The organism is Lactiplantibacillus sp. 30.2.29, from assembly GCF_018991255.1.
In the GTDB taxonomy this organism is placed as follows: domain Bacteria; phylum Bacillota; class Bacilli; order Lactobacillales; family Lactobacillaceae; genus Lactiplantibacillus; species Lactiplantibacillus pentosus.
On record NZ_JAGYGU010000009.1, the window covers coordinates 77,535 to 94,638 of the forward strand.

Here is a 17,104-nt window from a genome sequence, read left to right on the forward strand (position 1 = left end):
TCACTCACTTTTTTTATTTTTTCTTGTTATAAACAACTTTTTTATTTTTGATAGTTTCGTAAAACTGCAAATAATTCTCATAACGACTGGCTAAAATCTCACCGGCATCCAATGCTTGTTTGACGGCACATTGGGGCTCGTTGATGTGCACACAGCCCCGATATTTACAATCCGCACTCAGGCGGACAAACTCTGGGAAGTAATGCGTCAATTCGTTGGCCGCAATATCAAAGACTTCATACGATGAAAATCCTGGCGTATCAGCAACTAGGCCACCTGCAATCGGAATCAAACTAACTTTACGCGTCGTGTGTTTCCCACGGTTGAGTGCCTGAGAAATTTCACCGGTCGCTAAATCTAAGCCCGGCTGTAAGTGATTCAGTAAGGTCGACTTACCGGCACCCGTCTGGCCCATCACGACCGCGACATGGTCCGTCAACGCCGCCTTAACCGCTGCTAACGCCGATTCTGAGAACGCCGTGCGTTCGCAAATCACTTGATAGCCAATTTTGCGATAGGCTTCCGCTAACGTTAGTCGGTCTTGATAGACGGTATCCGTCAACAAATCCGTTTTTGCGAAATACAATAACGGTTCAATGCCAGCGACGGCCAGCGCTACCAACTGCCGATCAAGCAAATTGGTTGAGAATTCCTGTTCCGTCGTGGCCGTCACCACGATACCTAAATCAACATTCGCTACCGGCGGCCGCACCAATTGGGTTTGCCGCTCACGAATTTTTAACACGTAACCTTCCTGAGGCGTTGGGGCATCAAACTCCACCACGTCACCCACGAGGGGTGTAATCTTACGTTTCCGGAAATTGCCCCGCGCCCGGGTCCGATACATTTGGCCATCCGCATACACGTCATAAAACCCGCTTAGCGATTGCCGAATTTGTCCAATTTTCAAATTAGCACCACCTTATTTTATATTTGGTACGGTCCACTTTTCTATATTGTACCAAAAAAGTCATGCGTTGCGCATGACTTTGACTTATTTTGTTGCATTTTCACTGGTAATATTGTTCTTTTCCATAATGGTGACCCCGTTGCGGACAATCCGGTAACGCCCCTTCGTGTCACCGGTCAGCTGAAACGGTAAACTGATTTTAGTCGACCGCATGATGGCAATATCGCGATAGACCGTCTCAATCATGTGAGTGTCATCATAAAGATAAATTTTCACATCATTTGCCGCAGAACTACTCGTGGACAACGCCTTGTACGGAATCGTCACTTTGACATAAAAATTCTTCGGTGGCGTTGTATGATCATCAGATCCGCGTGACATGGTCACCGTCACTGTCGACCCAGTACGGACGTTACCGCCGCCATCCGGGTCCTGATCAAATGAATAGCCTGATTTCTGCTCACTCGAATAACCTTGTTTGAAATTGATATTCAAGTCATTCGACCGCGCATAGTCCAAAATGTCACTGCGGCTCTCGCCCGTTAAATCTTTCAATTCGACATACCGGCTACCAGCGCTGACCGTAAACGTCACGGTCGTATCTGTCGGCATTACCCGACTACCCGCAACGACATCTTGACTGATGATTTGGCCAGCTGAGACTGATGACGTACTGTAGGTTTCCTTGACCTTAAAACCGGCCGAAGTCAACGTTTGGCGGACATCATGATAATTATCATTGACATAATTACCAAAACTCATCGGCTTTGCGCCGTTACTGACCACCAGGTTGATGCGCGAATGCGACTGCACCTTGGATGCTTTGGCTGGTGTCGACTTAATGACCTGATTTTTACGAACTTGATTACTCTTGGCATGTTGTACCTTACCAACAGTCAAGTTATGCTTTTTCAATACCTTGGTCGCAGCAGCTTGACTCATGCCCGCCACATTCGGCACCTTAGTCGTCTGTGGTCGGCTCAGTTCAAGGCCAACAATCACGGCAATAATCAATAGCAGAACGACGGTACCCCAGAAAATGATGCGGCGCCGTAACGGATGACGTTTAGACCATGACCGCGTTGGTAGTGGTGCATCATCATCGTCATCGTGAGTGGCTTGGTGAGCATCAGTATCATGAGGTGCTGATTTAGACTGCTGTGCGATTTTGTGTGCCACGACCTGCGTCTTACCATCCTGATTGGCGGCAATCGCTGCTTGAATATCCGCACTCGGCATGATTTTCGTCTCGTCATTGCCAATGTCTTGCGGCACAAAGCGTTTCTCTCCTGCCCGATCTGCCGACAAAACCGTCAATAAGTCGGCGGCCATATCTTCTACCGTGGCATACCGTTCACGGGGATCCTTCGTCGTTGCTTGGAGCACAACGTTTTCTAACGCTTGCGGAATATCAGCATCAAATTCTCGGACCGATGGCATCGCGTTCTGAAAGTGCTTGAGCGCGATTGAGACCGCCGTCTCCCCTTTGAAAGGTACCGAACCGGTCAACATTTCGTATAAAATAATTCCTAGTGAATAAACATCTGACTGCTTAGTTGCCATACTACCCCGCGCCTGTTCCGGCGACAAGTAGTGTACGGACCCCAGAATCGTATTGGTTTGGGTCATCGTATGTTCAGACAAAGCGACGGCAATCCCAAAGTCCGTAATTTTAGCATTTCCCTGCTCATCAATCAAGATATTTTGTGGTTTTAAGTCCCGATGAATAATATTATGCGCGTGAGCCGTTGCCACGGCACTCAATATTTGCTCCATAATGTCGATAACTTGCTGCAATGGCAGTGGAAAGTTCTCTTTAATATAGTTCTTGAGATCCATTCCTTTAACGTATTCCATTACAAGGTACTGCATGCCATTCTCTTCACCGACATCGTACAAACTCACAATGTGGGGATGTACTAATTCAGTCGTTGCTAGCGCTTCACGTTGAAATCGTTTGATCGTTTTCGGATCATCCCGTAAGTCTAGCCGGAGCAATTTGACCGCAACATCACGGTCTAATATTAAGTCATGTGCCAAGTAAACATTGGCCATCCCACCTTCACCTAAGGACCGGACGATACGATACCGTCCGCTAAGGGTATAGTTGGGTGTCATTTACTGGCCACCTCACCATCAAGTGCCATAATCAGGGCAGTAATATTATCCTTACCGCCAGCTGCGTTCGCTAACTTAATCAAAGTCTCACACTTCTGCGTCGCAGTTTGCTGCGTTGCTAACACTGTGGCGAGTTGGTCGTCAGTCACCATATTAGTTAAACCATCTGAACATAGCAATAACTGATCGCCGGCCTGCATCTGGTACAGATTAGTATCAATATCCGCGTCTGGCGAAATTCCGAGTGTCCGCGTAATAATATTCTTTTGTGGATGTTCGCGCGCTTGTTCGGCGGAAATTTCACCACGTTTGACAAGTTCGTTGACTAACGAATGGTCTTCCGTGAGCTGGTGTAATTTGCCGTCACGAAAGAGGTACCCGCGACTATCACCGATATTAGCCATCAAGAATTTCTGATCAAACAGGAGTGCTGCAACCATCGTCGTGCCCATCCCATTTAAGTCCGAAAACTCGCGCGCTTTTTCGATAATGTGTTGATTTTCGTCCTGAACCTCGCTGGCGAGCCATTTGACAGCATCGTTGGGTTCTTGAAACGTCGTATTTTCAAACCGAAAACCCATGTGCGACACGGCCATCTCAGAAGCCACGTCGCCCCCTTGATGACCGCCAATACCATCCGCTACGATTGCAAAGTTGATCCCTGCTTTGTTTTGGAAGAAGCCGACATAGTCCTCGTTTTCATCACGCTTTTGGCCAATATCCGACCGGTATGCAAAATCCATTGTTTACCACTCCACTATTATTTTTTTCGTAAACAAGCAATGAAAAAGCCGTCAGATAAATAGTCGTCTGGATAAATCGATAACGTTTTATCCGTCCGGTCAGCTTTTAAATCTTGCTCGGTTGGCGTTGTTTGCAACTCAAATTCGGGATGGTCAGCTAAGAATTTCGCAATCACATCCTGATTTTCCTGTTGCAAAATCGTGCACGTACTATACGTCATGATACCACCTTTTTTCAAGGTTGGGGCGACCGCCGCCAAAATCGCAAGCTGAATCTTTTGCAAGTTCAGACTGTCTTGTAACTGTTTTTCGTAGCGAATTTCTGGTTTACGCCGCATTAATCCTAACCCTGAACATGGTGCATCAACTAAAATGCGGTCAAAGCTTTCGTCATCGAATTGGGTTTGAACCTTACGAGCGTCCAGTTCAGTTGCGGCCACACGGTCAGCAACGTGCATCCGTGCCGCATTTTGGCCAATCAGGCGCACTTTATTGGCGTGAATATCCAGTGCGACCACTTCGCCACCAGCATCCGCATCCAATTCAGCTGCAATCTGCGTCGTTTTCCCACCAGGCGCAGCACAGGCATCTAAGACTTGGTCACCAGGCTGCACATTCAAGGCTGGTACCACCAGTTGGGCACTTTCATCTTGAACCGTGAACATGCCGTAACGCATTGCTTCGGTATTGATGGCCTGTCCATCCGTGACCACTAACCCGAGTGATGAAATCTTGCTTGGTTCCACTGTTAACCCATCGTTGGTTAAAGCGGTCGTCACGTCTGAAACCGTTGATAAGGCCGTATTGACCCGCAACGACTGCTTGGCCGGTTGGTTCAACGAAGCAATAATCGCTTCCATCTTAGTCGCGCCCAACTGCTGCCGCAATTCTTGAATCAGCCAAACTGGCATACTATAAGTGACACTCAACCGCTCATCGGGGTCTTCAATCGTGTCGAATGCAGGCAGGCCACTCCGATCCATTTGATGCAAAACACCGGTCACAAAACGCCGAATCCCAGGATGGCCCTTCACTTTGGCAATTTCAATCGTTTCATTGAAAACGGCCCGTTGTGGAATTTTGTCCAAGTATTGCCATTGGTACAAGGCGCTCAATAACAATTCGCGTACCCACGGATCGACTTGATGCGGATGGCGAACAAAGGGTTTTAACCAAAACTCTAAGGTCAACCGATGTTGAATGACGCCGTAAACCATGTTGGTCAATAAATTGATATCACGCCGATCCATGCGGTGTTCATTGATCAATTGATTCAATTGTAAATTTGAATAAGCCCCATTTTTGATTTTTGCTAATGCCGCTACCGCTAACCAGCGGGGGGTGTTGTCAACTGTGCTCATTTACGAATAACCTGCTCTCCGGTAGCAAATTTATCTGCTGCCCCATTTAAAAAGTCTGTGATCGTCATCTTCGGTTTGCCAGCAGGTTGCAACTGATTAATTGCCAGTGCGGTATGGTCAGCCGCCGCAATAACCAGTTCATGCTTGGTCTTTCGTACCACCTGACCAGGTTCCTGGGTCACAGGCCCTTCGTCTAACGGCGTCACGTCCCAAAACTTCGTCCGTTTGCCATCCATCATGGCATAGGCGATCGGCGCAGGCCGCATCCCCCGAACTTGGTGATCGATTTCAGCAGCCGTCTTGGTAAAGAAATCCAAGACCTCCTGTTCTGGTTGGATATTAGGTGCAAACGTCACCTGGTCCTCATCCTGTGGCACGGCTTGAATCTCGCCTGCGATGAGTTTTGGCAAAGTTTCCAATAACAGATCACGGCCAACTAGGCTCAGCTTATCAAACATCGTGCCAGTATCATCACTCGCTTCGATTGGAATCGCACGTTGGGCCAGCATGTCACCGGCGTCCATTTTTTTAACCATATAAATAATGGTAATACCCGTCTCTGCTTCGCCGTTAATGATGGCATATTGCACGGGCGCACCACCCCGATACTTCGGTAATAACGAGCCGTGAACATTGACCGCGCCAATTTTGGCAGCTTTCAATAGTTTCGTTGGTAAAAATTGTCCAAAAGCGGCCGTCACAATTAAATCCGGCTGCAAGTCAATAATTTGCTGCATTTCAGGACTGCCGCCGATTTTTTCAGGTTGAAAGACCGGAATGTCATGCGCAACAGCCACTTCTTTGACTGGCGAGGCAGTTAAAACGTGTTTGCGACCCACGCGTCGGTCTGGTTGGGTGACCACACCCAAAATTTGATAATCTGCTTTAATTAAACTTTCGAGAATTGGTGCCGCAAATGCGGGCGTTCCCATAAAAACGATCGATGTCATTACACTTATTCCTCCTCGAATCGTTACATAAAATGCAGCGGTTCTACATCAATTCCAATCTGCAAGCCTTGACGCTGCTGCGCTTGGGTCTCATGTAACAGCGTTGTCAACGTTTTAGCGAGATTGGGTTCCTGTTTGTATTTAATCACAATTTGGTAATAATAGCGCCGGTTCACCCGCGCAATCGGTTTGGGCGTCGGACCTAATAAAATCGTGGATGGTGCCAAGCGTGGCCGTAGCCACTGTAATAATTGGTACATCCGTTTGGCCGCGACTGCTTCCTCCAAATCACTCGCTGTGATCTGGACGGTAAAGTAGTACGGTGGATAGCCACCGCGATGCCGCATCTGCATTTCATACTTGAAAAAGCCTTCATAGTCATGATGTTGTGCAAAGCGAATCGCATAGTGGTCTGGGTTAAACGTCTGAATATAGACGTGCCCGGTCTTTTCCGCCCGACCTGCCCGGCCACTCACTTGGGTTAACAGTTGGAAGGTCCGTTCACTCGCGCGAAAATCAGGCAGTCCCAAGGCCGTATCGGCATTCAAGACGCCAACCAGTGTGACGTTTGGAAAATCAAGGCCCTTGGCAATCATCTGGGTCCCAATCAAGATATCCGCTTCACCACTGCCAAACTTGGCTAGTAACTTCTCGTGGGCGCCCTTCTTACGCGTCGTGTCATTGTCCATTCGAATAATCGTTGCGTCTGGAAGCAAGTCCTGTAATTCTTCTTCGACTTTTTCCGTTCCCGTCCCGTAATAACGAATCTGACGGCTATGACAGTTGGGACACGTCCGCGGAATCGCTTCTTCATGGCCACAATAATGGCATTTCATGGTGTGGGTATCCATGTGTAACGTCAGTGAAATATCACAATTAGGGCATTTCAAGACAAATCCGCAATCACGGCAGAGCACAAACGAGGAGTACCCGCGTCGATTTAACATCAACACACTCTGTTCATGACGTTCAAGCCGATCCTGCAGTGCGACGAGTAACGGGGCCGAAAAATTACTCTCGGCATGTTGCTGCATCTCCTTTTTCATATCAATGATGGAAACTTTAGGCAACGGCCGTCGATTGACCCGGTCTGCTAGCAACAATCGCTGGTAAACCCCTTTTTCAGCCCGTGCACGCGTCTCTAATGAAGGGGTTGCGGATCCGAGAACGACTGGGCAATGATGATACTGACTCCGCCATAAGGCCACTTGGCGTGCATGATACCGCGGTACATCATCCTGTTTATAAGTACTTTCGTGTTCCTCATCCATGACGATCAACCCGATATTTTTCAGCGGTGCAAATACCGCAGAACGAGCGCCGACCACGACTTGGGCCTCGCCGCGTTGAATCCGACGCCACTCATCATATTTTTCACCACTGGAAAGGCCACTGTGAAGGACGGCCACGGCCTTCCCGAACCGCCCCTTCACGCGTTTGACCATCTGTGGCGTCAATGAGATTTCCGGCACGAGCATCAACGCGGTCTTCCCCTGAGCCAGGGCGGCCGCCATCGATTGCAGGTAGACTTCGGTCTTTCCGCTCCCCGTCACACCTTCTAGTAAGAAGGTCGTCGTCGCAGCCTGATCAACGGCTGCAGTAATCTGATCGACCGCAACCTGCTGCTCATCGTTCAACTTCAAAGCCTTAGTTGCCTTAATATCATGACTGGCATAGGGATCGCGATAAACTTCGACCGCGATTTTTTCGAGCCACCCCTTCTGCGCAGCGGTCCGAATGGCACTCTCATTGACCTTAAACCGCGTACAAAAGGCTTTTTGCACCATCGTTTCACCATTTAGCGTAATTAGGCCTTGTAAGATGGCCATTTGTTGCTTAGCGCCCGCCCGAACATTGGCCTTTTCGGCTTCAAGTTCTGGAATCGACAATCTTGCTTTCAGTGCCGTTTGGGTCTTACGCCGCGCTTGATTTTTCACTTGGTAATAAACATCGACCTGACCAGCTGCTTGCAGTTGCAAGAGCTGACTGACGATGGCCGGTGTCGTGGCGACCGTATCAAACAGGACCATTGATTGACCACCAAACAAGGTCTCGCGAATTTCGTCAGGCGTCGTCGCTGTTGTTCGCAGTTGTTTCTCATATTTAGCCCGCATGACGGCTGGTAACATGGTTTGAGCACAGGTGATTTGAAATGAAAAGGTACTCTCGGCAAGCCACTTGGTCATCGCTAAAGCTTCTGTGTTCAACACCGGTGCCAAATCGACCACCGCATCGATTGGTTTAAGTTCACCCTCAAAATTAGTGACATCATCACAAGCCAACACAAAGCCTTGAACCCGCCGTTTTCCACGACCAAATGGGACGACAACGCGCATGCCAGGTTGCACCTGGGATTGCCACGCAGCTGGAATCTGATAACTATACGGTCGATTTGTCTGCATAGTGGGCACATCGACTAAAACTTGGGCAATTTGTGCCACACAACTCTTCCTCTCTTTTAAATGCTTTGACTAATTCAGTGCACCGTCCGCAATTGCCGTCTCTAAAATGATTTTGGCAATCGCCGTCTTAGATGCTAACTCCGTAGTCACTGGTTGCTGATGCGGCCGCAATAACGTCACTTGGTTGGTATCACCATTAAAGCCAACGCCCGGTTGCGAAACGTCATTAGCAACTAACAAGTCCAACTTTTTATGAGTTAATTTACGATTGGCGTTTGCCAGCAAATCCTGCGTTTCGGCGGCAAAACCAACCACATACTGATGCTTCTTTTCGGCTGCCAACGTTTTGAGAATATCAGACGTTTCCGTTAATTGAAGCATCAAATCGCCATGATCAGAGGGTTTCTTAATCTTCTGTGTCGCTAACTCTGTCGGTCGATAATCCGAAACAGCCGCAGCCATGACTAAAATATCCGCGTCATCAAAAGCGGTACGAACAGCAGTTAATAGCGATGCTGCCGAGTCAACCGGAACGATGGTCACGCCCGTGGGTGCTGGGAGATGGGTCGTTGCACTGATCAAGGTGACGGTCGCACCCATTTCACGCGCAACTTGTGCCACCGCATAACCCATCTTGCCTGATGAACGGTTAGTAATAAACCGGACGGGGTCTAACGCTTCACGCGTCCCACCAGCCGTCACAACGACGTGGCGTCCCGCCAACGGTAAATCAGGTGTGAGCTGAATCAATTGGTCCGTCAGCCACGCCAGAATTGCCTCAGGCTCAGGTAAGCGCCCCTGACCGGCGTAGCCTTCCGCTAACATCCCAGTTGCTGGTGTCAGCACATGCAGTCCGTCAGCGGTAAGCTGTTCCAAATTGCGTTGTGTCGCTGGATTCGCATACATGTGAGAATTCATCGCTGGGACCAAAAACTTCGGCGCAGTTGTCGCCAAGACCGTGGTTGTGGCAGCATCATCCGCCAACCCATTTGCGACTTTGGCAATTAAATTAGCGGTGGCTGGAACGAGCACCATCACTTCCGTCCAATCTGCTAAGGCAACGTGGACGACGTGCTGCGGATCAGTCGTCGTAAATTCATCCAGAACGACTGGTTGCTGGGTTAACGTCTGAAAAGTTAGTGGCGTTACAAACTCGGCGGCGTGGGCAGTCATTGCCACTCGCACTACCGCACCCTGTTTCATTAAACTCCGAATCAACACTAGTGCCTTGTAACTCGCAATCCCACCACTAACCACGACGGTCACGTGGCGCTTTGTCCATACACTCACTTTTTCACGTCCTTCAAAAATCAACGCTGCAACCTGCAACGTCATTTTGTCACTTTAATGTTTCAATTGTATCAAGAATCCACGGTCACGTGAAGCTGAACGTCCGTTTGGGTGCAAAATAAAAAAAGCACCAAGCCCAAATTGGCTTAGCACCTTGTTTTATGACTAGTCTTCGTCGATTTCATCTGGATCGATCATTAAGTCACCAGCGGCAATTTCTTCCATTGCCCGACCGATCGTCTTAACTGACTTGTATTCACTAAGCATTGGTGGCGCACCGGCATCTAATTCGTGGGCCCGCTTGCTGGCTAACATAATCAGTGAATACCGTGAGTTAACTTGCTTTAATAAATCATCAACTGATGGATATAAAATCATGATTCCACATCTCCTAACATTTCTTCATACTCAGGCATCACCCGTTTGACACTAAACCGTTCACTACGAATAATTGCTTTGATTCGTTCAGCGGCTAACGGGACTTCGTCATTAATTACGGCGTAATCATAATTCCGCATCATTTTGATTTCATCAACGGCTTTAGCCATCCGTTTGTTGATCACACTCATATCATCCGTCCCACGACCGATGATTCGGTGCTTCAATTCCATTAAGTCCGGCGGTGTCAAAAAGATAAACACCCCATCAGGCATCTTTTCGCGAACTTGCATCGCACCGTTAACTTCAATTTCTAAGAAAACGTCTTTGCCAGCCGCTAATGACTGCTTAATATATTTTAAGGGCGTTCCATAGTAATTGTCAACATACTTGGCATATTCAAGCATCCCGCCACTCTTAATTTCATCCTCGAATTCTTCTTTGGACACAAAATAGTAGTCCTTGCCGTCTACTTCGCCCGGACGCATCTGCCGCGTCGTCATCGAGACTGAATATTGAAAATCGTTATCATCTGAGTCAAATATTTCCTTCCGAACAGTACCTTTACCGACACCAGAAGGACCTGATAAGACGATTAACATGCCTTGTTTCGCCATGATCACAAATTCCCCTTAATTAAAATATGTTTTAAAGTTTATTTTGCACTTTTTAGGCTTAGATTGCAAGTATTATCAAGGTTTCACCTGATTTTTCATTTTTTAAAAATAATTTTTCCCGATTTAGGGCTTGCTTTTTAGAACGCCTGTTCGTATAATGAAAACACAAACAAATGTTCGAGGTGGCTATTATGCAAAATCAACAATCAAATTTAAAATTAATTTCTAAGAACTTACACGCTTCCTATCGCCAATTTATGGATGACTTTACTGCTGCCCCGACCATCGTTGCACCATTATTACCAACGATGCCGGCCTTCCAGCGGGATTTGTTCTTAAAGCAGGCGCATGACCAGCAGTACCACGTGATGCTACAGATGCAGCCCCAGTTAACGGAGGCCCACCCTTATAACATTCATGGGGTCCTCAAATATCTGGCGAGTGGTCAACTCGTCTTAGTTAACCACCAATTGCATCTGACGCATTTGGTCAATCTAGCGGCCGTGCGTTATGTCAAACGCGTTTAATTCAAATCAATAATCCTTGCATCGAAAGATGAAATCACGTTAATACAACCTTGCATATTCGCGTGGTGTTTTCGATGCAAATCAAAAAGATTGATGTTACAGCTCCACGAACTTCCCTGAATGAGTGAGTCGGAGTACCTGTAAATCAATCTTTTTTAATTACATCTATTTTTGTGTTGGATCCGCCCGTTTTTCAATCCAGGCTAAGACCGTGTCCGAAATAATCGCCATTAAGGCCGTTGGTAACGCACCGGCGAGAATGATCGCCCCACCATCCGTGGCGTTAGTCCCACGAATAATGATATCTCCTAAACCACCAGCACCAACGAAGGTCCCAATCGCGGTAATCCCGATAGCTAAGACCAACGCATTTCGCAAACCAGCCATGATAACGGATAGCGAAAGTGGTAATTCAACCATCCGTAGCAATTGCCAGCGAGTCATCCCCATCCCTTTACCAGAATCGAGAATGCTGGCACTAACATTTTGCATCCCGGTATACGTATTTTTGATAATTGGCAGCAAGGCGTACAAGAAGACCGTCACAATCACTGTATTAACGCCTAAGCCAAGTCCAATCATGATAATCGATAGCATTGCTAATGATGGAATCGTTTGAATCACGTTCGCAATGGCAATTACCGTTCCACTCAGCCGGCTATGATGGGCAATAAAAATTCCAATCGGAATGCCGACGATGGCCGCAAAAAGCACACCATAAATTGAAATCAAGAAGTGACGACTAAATTGACTCAAGACGTACACACCATTTTGTTGGTAGTAATAAATCAACTGTTCCAGCAAGTTCATATTAGCCATTATTTGTCACTCCCTTCAAAATAATTGTGCTTTTCAAGGAACTGTTTAGCGACCACTTCAGGTTCCACTAAGTTGTTATCAACTTGATAATTCAACTTTTGCATCGTCTTCAAGCTAATTTTACCATTCAAACGATTCAGAATCGGCTTCAACTTAGGATGTTCCTTTAAAATTTGATTCGTGGCGACTGCACTAGCGTTATATGGTGGGAAGAAGTTCTTGTCGTCCTTCAAAATCTTCAAATCATAACTGCCGATCCGTCCATCGGTGGAATACCCTAAGATGGCATCCATCTTACCGGATTCCAGTGCATCGTAGACCAGCCCAATTTGCATTGGATAGGTCTTACCAAACTGGTAACCGTACAGTTTTTGAAAGGCATCGTAACCGTCACCCTTACGTTCCAGCCAAGTTTGGTCAAGTCCAACCGTTAACTTGGAAGCCACCTTTTTCATGTCGCTGACCGTACTCAAGTTATACTTCTTAGCCGTTTGCTTGGTGACCATGAATGCATACGTATCCGCGAACCCATAAGTTGGGAAGTAGTGCATATCGTACTTGGTATTGAATTGACGTTTAACCTTGGCATCCGTTGCTTTAACGTTGCTACGATCCGCTTTTTCACCTAGAATAGCCGTCAAATCAGTCCCAGTATAGCGAATCGCAGAAATGTCAGCCTGACCATTCTTCAAGGCATTAAAACTAACCGTCCCGGACCCTAAGTTGTTAATAATGGTCGTATTCAAGTTAGAATAGTGTTGAATCATGTCTTGAATCACATAGGCCATAATTTGTTGTTCCGTCGTATTTTGCGATGCGATTCGAATCGTATCAGAAGACGTCCCGGATAAGCCAGGAAAACCACAGCCGGCTAGTAAAATCCCACTAGCAACTGTTGCGACCGCACCTAATAACCACTTTTTAAATTTTTTCATCTCAGTTTTCCCCCTTACGCTTGTGTGGTTCTTGGGGTGACAACTGCTTCCAGCTTACCCAATAGCCAGTCAACGATGAGGGCCAAAATAATCACGGGAATCGAACCACCCAAAATCAAATCGGTACGGTACAAGTTCAACCCGTTAAAGATGAAGTCACCTAGACCACCGGCACCAATATAGGAAGCTAGCGCTGCCCAAGCAATCACATAGGTTGCTGATAAGCGAATACCGGCCATGATCACCGGCGCTGCCATTGGTAATTCGACCTTTACGATCGACTGCCAATTGGTCATCCCCATTCCTTTGGCGGCATCAATCAGGGCTGGATCAACATCTTCCATCCCGAGATACGTATTCCGTAGAATAGGTAACAGTGAGTAGATGAACAACGCAATGATGGCAGGAATCGCACCAATCCCAAAGAACGGAATCATCAGTGCTAACAACGCCATCGCTGGAATCGTCTGGAGCATACTAGCAATTGACATCACGACGTTGGCGATTGGCTTGACCCGTGTCAGTAAAATACCGATTGGCACCGCAACAATCACCCCTAGTAACAGTGAGAACGCCGAAATGTAGATATGCTGCCACGTTTTAACAATGAGTTGCATCCCATAAGTCTGTAGGAAAGTAATCATGCTTGGTCACCGCCTTCAGCGGGCGCGTCGTCCTCCCCATGATGAATATTGTTTTCAGCTTCATCTTCGTCTTCATCGCCCCAAAGTGCATCGTACACGATATCAACCAAGGTTGCCCGCGTCACGATACCGACGAGTCGATGCTGATCATCAACAACTGGGATATTCTTTAGACCGCGTTTCAAAATCCGTTCAACAGTATCCCGAATCAAAGAATTGGATTGCACGTAGAACAAGTCAGTCTTCATGATATCACCGACACTCGTGGCTGAATTAAAGTTGTAATCAACATCTTCAATGCCAGTCACACCCTTTAAAATACCCGCCTCATCAGTGACCAATAGCGAGTCGACACGCTTGTCATGCATTTGGCGTAAGGCGACCGTTAAGGACTTCCCAGGGGTCGTGGCAATCGGATCTTTTAACATCACTTGACCAACTGTCGTAATACTTGGCCGGGCTTGAATCAACCGATCCTTACCAATCAGGTTTTCAACGAATTCATTGGCTGGATGACGCAAGATGCCATCCGGAGTATCGATTTGCATAATTTTACCGCCGTCCATGATTACAATGCGCGTGGCTAACTTCAGCGCTTCATCCATATCATGGGTGACAAACACGAAGGTCTTACCTAAACGCTCCTGCAAGTCCTTGACTAAGTCTTGTAATGATTCCCGCGTAATTGGGTCCAAGGCCCCAAACGGTTCATCCATCAAGACTAAATCTTGGTCTGCAGCTAACGCCCGGACAACCCCGATCCGTTGTTGTTGACCACCAGAAAGTTCTGATGGATAACGGTCTAAGTAGTCTTCAGGCAATTCAACCAACTTGATCATCTTTTTGGCACGTTCGTTCATTTTTTCTTGGGGCCATTTTAATAGCCGTGGCACCAACGTAATGTTGTCACGAATCGTCATATGGGGCATCAAACCAATGTTTTGAATCACATAACCCACTTGACGGCGCAATTTAACCGGATCAATCTGGCTAATATCTTTCCCATTAAGTTTAATGGTTCCGGAAGTCTGACTTAACATCCGATTAATCATCCGCATAGTGGTCGTTTTACCTGAACCAGACGTCCCGATGAAACAAACAAATTCACCTTTTTCGATTTCTAAATTAAAATCTTCAACGGCGACCTTGCCACCAGGATACGTTTTATTCAAATGTTCCATTGTCAGAAACAACCTCATCACTCCAATCATTTACTCAGTTTATTTCGTTTCCTAATAAACTGTACTGTAATCAAGCATAACTTATAATGAAAGTAAAATGCAAATAACAAGACATATAAAATATTTATATCAACGTCAATAAGCTAGCATTCATACCGTTTGAGCCCTGGTCAATAAATTTAGACCCGTGATTTACTGGCTTCAACATCATAATCAATCACATTATAACGTATTCTGTTCGGACTGTAGACCATTGTCACTTAAGAATTACCGCGTCCAAAGCATCCTGTCACCTGGCGTAATATCTCGGGTTGTTCAGACTTTCACGGGCAACCAAAAAAGGCCCACCATCACTGGTCGGTCTGATTTGAATGCTTATTTGAATTAAGGCGTAACAGTACTCGCTTAATCGAGCCGTCAGTTAGTTTATACCTCTGATTACTTGCCAGCACGTCCACTGACACTGTATCGCCTGCTAATTTGGAATTAAATCCGTTATGAAAAAACATCATTCGTCCTTTTCTTCATCGGCCAGTTGCAATAGCTCCTCGGCATGTTCCAATGAAAGTTTAGTCACCTTCGTACCAGCCAGCATCCGGGCCAATTCTTTCACCCGGGCAGCGTTATCCAGTTTCGTGACACTCGTCTTGGTGCGTTTGCCGGTGATTTTTTTGGCAATGAAGTAATGATGATCACTCATTGCCGCTACTTGTGGCAGATGCGTGATACACAGCACTTGTGAAAAGTGTGCAATTCCATTGATTTTTTCAGCAATCGCTTGTGCGACCCGACCGCTGACCCCGGTATCCACTTCGTCGAAGATAATACTGGTGATTCCTTGTGATTCTGAGAAAATCGTCTTGAGTGCTAGCATCATCCGTGAGAGTTCCCCACCAGAGGCAATCTTAGCCAGTGGTCGCATTCGCTCACCTGGGTTGGTTTGAATGTAAAACTCGACACTATCTAAACCACTCCGATAGATTTGACCTTTAGTGGGCTTAAACCGAACTTCGAAAATGGCCTTGTCCATGTATAAATCTTTGAGCTCTTGATGAATCTGACGTTGTAGGACTTTGGCAGCCGTGCGCCGCTTATCTGACAAGGCCTCACCCGTCTTCAACAGTTTGTCTTTGGCATCGGTCACTCGTTGTGCGAGATCTTCACTATTTTCTTCTGAGTCAGTCATTTTGGCGAGCTCAGCGGCAATTTTTTGATAATAATCGAGAATTTGCTGTTCAGAATCACCGTACTTGCGTTTCAATTGGCTCAACACATCTAGGCGTTGCTCAATTTCATCTAGCCGCCCTTCATCGAATTCTTGTAAGTCTAACTGATTTGAGATTTGCCCAGCTGCATCCTGCAAGCCATAAAAGGCATTCTTGACATTGACGGTAATTTCGTTGAACGCCGAATCCAAATTGGCAATCGGCTCCAATGCATTCATCGCCGTCCCAACCATGTCGACAGCTCCAGTCGTTTCCTCGCCAGCAGCTAACAACGTATAGCTTTGTTGCAACGCCTGATTGATCATTTGATAGTTATCAAGCCGATCCCGTTCAGCAATCAGCGCCGCCTCTTCACCAACTTTAACTTGGGCAGCTGCGATTTCATCAACCTGAAAATTCAGCATGTCTAAACGTTGTGCCCACTCTTTTTCATTTGCATTTTTCTGTCGTAATTCGCGATTTAATTGCTGATAGTGATCATACTGCTGCTGATACTGCTGTTTTAACTTCCGAATCTTGGCCGCAGCAAATTCATCTAATAGCCCTAAATGCTTTTCTGGTTGCATCAATTCTTGATGTTCGTTTTGTCCATGAATATCAACAATCGTTTCACCAATTTGCTTCAAAGTCGTCGTATTCACCAGCATGCCATTGATTCGACAAGTGTTGCGGCCACTCTTCGTAATTTCGCGTTGCAAAATCACCGTATTGTCAGCGTGGTCAATTCCTGCTTCATCTAACAGTTGAGCCGTCACGCCGTCCGCCGGCAAAATAAACATCCCCTGTAAGACAGCTTTATCTGCGCCCGTCCGAATAAATTCTGACGAACCGCGGCCACCTGCTAACAGGCCGACCGCATCAATAATAATCGATTTACCAGCACCCGTCTCACCAGTCAAAACTGTCATCCCAGCTTCAAAGGCAATATCTAAATGTTCAATAATTGCAAAATTCGTAATCGATAGTTCTTGTAACACCCGCAAGCCCTCCTTAAAAGCATTTG

At 46.7% G+C, this 17,104-nt stretch carries 15 protein-coding genes; 1 reads left to right on the forward strand and 14 read right to left on the reverse strand.

Annotation, left to right across the window (positions count from 1 at the left end):
• Window positions 1-13: 13 nt before the first annotated feature.
• The 9 genes from rsgA to gmk all read right to left on the reverse strand — a co-directional run bounded on the left by rsgA (window position 14) and on the right by gmk (window position 10,769).
• Window positions 14-910, reverse strand: a complete 897-nt coding sequence (rsgA, locus tag KGF65_RS06645) for a ribosome small subunit-dependent GTPase A (protein WP_088769607.1) — start codon at window positions 908-910, stop codon at window positions 14-16.
• Between the two features lie 84 nt (window positions 911-994).
• Window positions 995-3,028, reverse strand: a complete 2,034-nt coding sequence (gene pknB / locus KGF65_RS06650; protein WP_216748794.1) for a Stk1 family PASTA domain-containing Ser/Thr kinase — start codon at window positions 3,026-3,028, stop codon at window positions 995-997.
• On the reverse strand, window positions 3,025-3,771 hold the full coding sequence (locus tag KGF65_RS06655; protein ID WP_003638617.1) for a Stp1/IreP family PP2C-type Ser/Thr phosphatase: 747 nt from the start codon (window positions 3,769-3,771) through the stop codon (window positions 3,025-3,027). Before KGF65_RS06655 ends, pknB begins: the two co-directional genes overlap by 4 nt.
• 17 nt (window positions 3,772-3,788) lie before the next feature.
• Window positions 3,789-5,132: a 16S rRNA (cytosine(967)-C(5))-methyltransferase RsmB gene (gene rsmB / locus KGF65_RS06660; RefSeq protein ID WP_216748049.1), complete on the reverse strand. Its 1,344-nt coding sequence runs from the start codon at window positions 5,130-5,132 to the stop codon at window positions 3,789-3,791.
• Window positions 5,129-6,082, reverse strand: a complete 954-nt coding sequence (gene fmt, locus KGF65_RS06665) for a methionyl-tRNA formyltransferase (RefSeq protein ID WP_105923912.1) — start codon at window positions 6,080-6,082, stop codon at window positions 5,129-5,131. The genes rsmB and fmt overlap by 4 nt, the downstream gene beginning before the upstream one ends.
• A gap of 23 nt (window positions 6,083-6,105) precedes the next feature.
• Window positions 6,106-8,523, reverse strand: coding sequence for a primosomal protein N' (priA, locus tag KGF65_RS06670; protein ID WP_216748050.1), 2,418 nt, complete (start codon window positions 8,521-8,523; stop codon window positions 6,106-6,108).
• Between the two features lie 30 nt (window positions 8,524-8,553).
• Window positions 8,554-9,774 (reverse strand): bifunctional phosphopantothenoylcysteine decarboxylase/phosphopantothenate--cysteine ligase CoaBC, encoded by a 1,221-nt coding sequence (coaBC, locus tag KGF65_RS06675; RefSeq protein ID WP_216748051.1) that lies wholly within the window; start codon window positions 9,772-9,774, stop codon window positions 8,554-8,556.
• Window positions 9,775-9,939: 165 nt separating this feature from the next.
• Window positions 9,940-10,152: a DNA-directed RNA polymerase subunit omega gene (gene rpoZ / locus KGF65_RS06680; protein WP_003638612.1), complete on the reverse strand. Its 213-nt coding sequence runs from the start codon at window positions 10,150-10,152 to the stop codon at window positions 9,940-9,942.
• Window positions 10,149-10,769 (reverse strand): guanylate kinase, encoded by a 621-nt coding sequence (gene gmk / locus KGF65_RS06685; protein ID WP_003638611.1) that lies wholly within the window; start codon window positions 10,767-10,769, stop codon window positions 10,149-10,151. The genes rpoZ and gmk overlap by 4 nt, the downstream gene beginning before the upstream one ends.
• Before the next feature lie 191 nt (window positions 10,770-10,960).
• Between gmk and KGF65_RS06690 the strand changes: the two genes are divergently transcribed.
• The gene (locus KGF65_RS06690; RefSeq protein WP_082230244.1) at window positions 10,961-11,296 is read left to right on the forward strand and encodes a hypothetical protein; all 336 of its coding nucleotides are present in this window, start codon (window positions 10,961-10,963) and stop codon (window positions 11,294-11,296) included.
• A 165-nt stretch (window positions 11,297-11,461) separates the two neighbouring features.
• On the opposite strand, the gene KGF65_RS06695 is transcribed toward KGF65_RS06690, so the two are convergent.
• From KGF65_RS06695 to recN, 5 genes are all read right to left on the reverse strand, one after another.
• Window positions 11,462-12,115: an ABC transporter permease gene (locus KGF65_RS06695; RefSeq protein WP_003638609.1), complete on the reverse strand. Its 654-nt coding sequence runs from the start codon at window positions 12,113-12,115 to the stop codon at window positions 11,462-11,464.
• The gene (locus tag KGF65_RS06700) at window positions 12,115-13,050 is read right to left on the reverse strand and encodes an osmoprotectant ABC transporter substrate-binding protein (protein WP_216748052.1); all 936 of its coding nucleotides are present in this window, start codon (window positions 13,048-13,050) and stop codon (window positions 12,115-12,117) included. Before KGF65_RS06700 ends, KGF65_RS06695 begins: the two co-directional genes overlap by 1 nt.
• 14 nt (window positions 13,051-13,064) lie before the next feature.
• The gene (locus KGF65_RS06705; RefSeq protein ID WP_050338774.1) at window positions 13,065-13,694 is read right to left on the reverse strand and encodes an ABC transporter permease; all 630 of its coding nucleotides are present in this window, start codon (window positions 13,692-13,694) and stop codon (window positions 13,065-13,067) included.
• Window positions 13,691-14,875 (reverse strand): betaine/proline/choline family ABC transporter ATP-binding protein, encoded by a 1,185-nt coding sequence (locus tag KGF65_RS06710; protein WP_253954361.1) that lies wholly within the window; start codon window positions 14,873-14,875, stop codon window positions 13,691-13,693. Before KGF65_RS06710 ends, KGF65_RS06705 begins: the two co-directional genes overlap by 4 nt.
• 508 nt (window positions 14,876-15,383) lie before the next feature.
• Entirely contained in the window at window positions 15,384-17,078 is a 1,695-nt protein-coding gene (gene recN / locus KGF65_RS06715) for a DNA repair protein RecN (RefSeq protein WP_050338776.1), read from the reverse strand.
• Window positions 17,079-17,104: the final 26 nt, after the last annotated feature.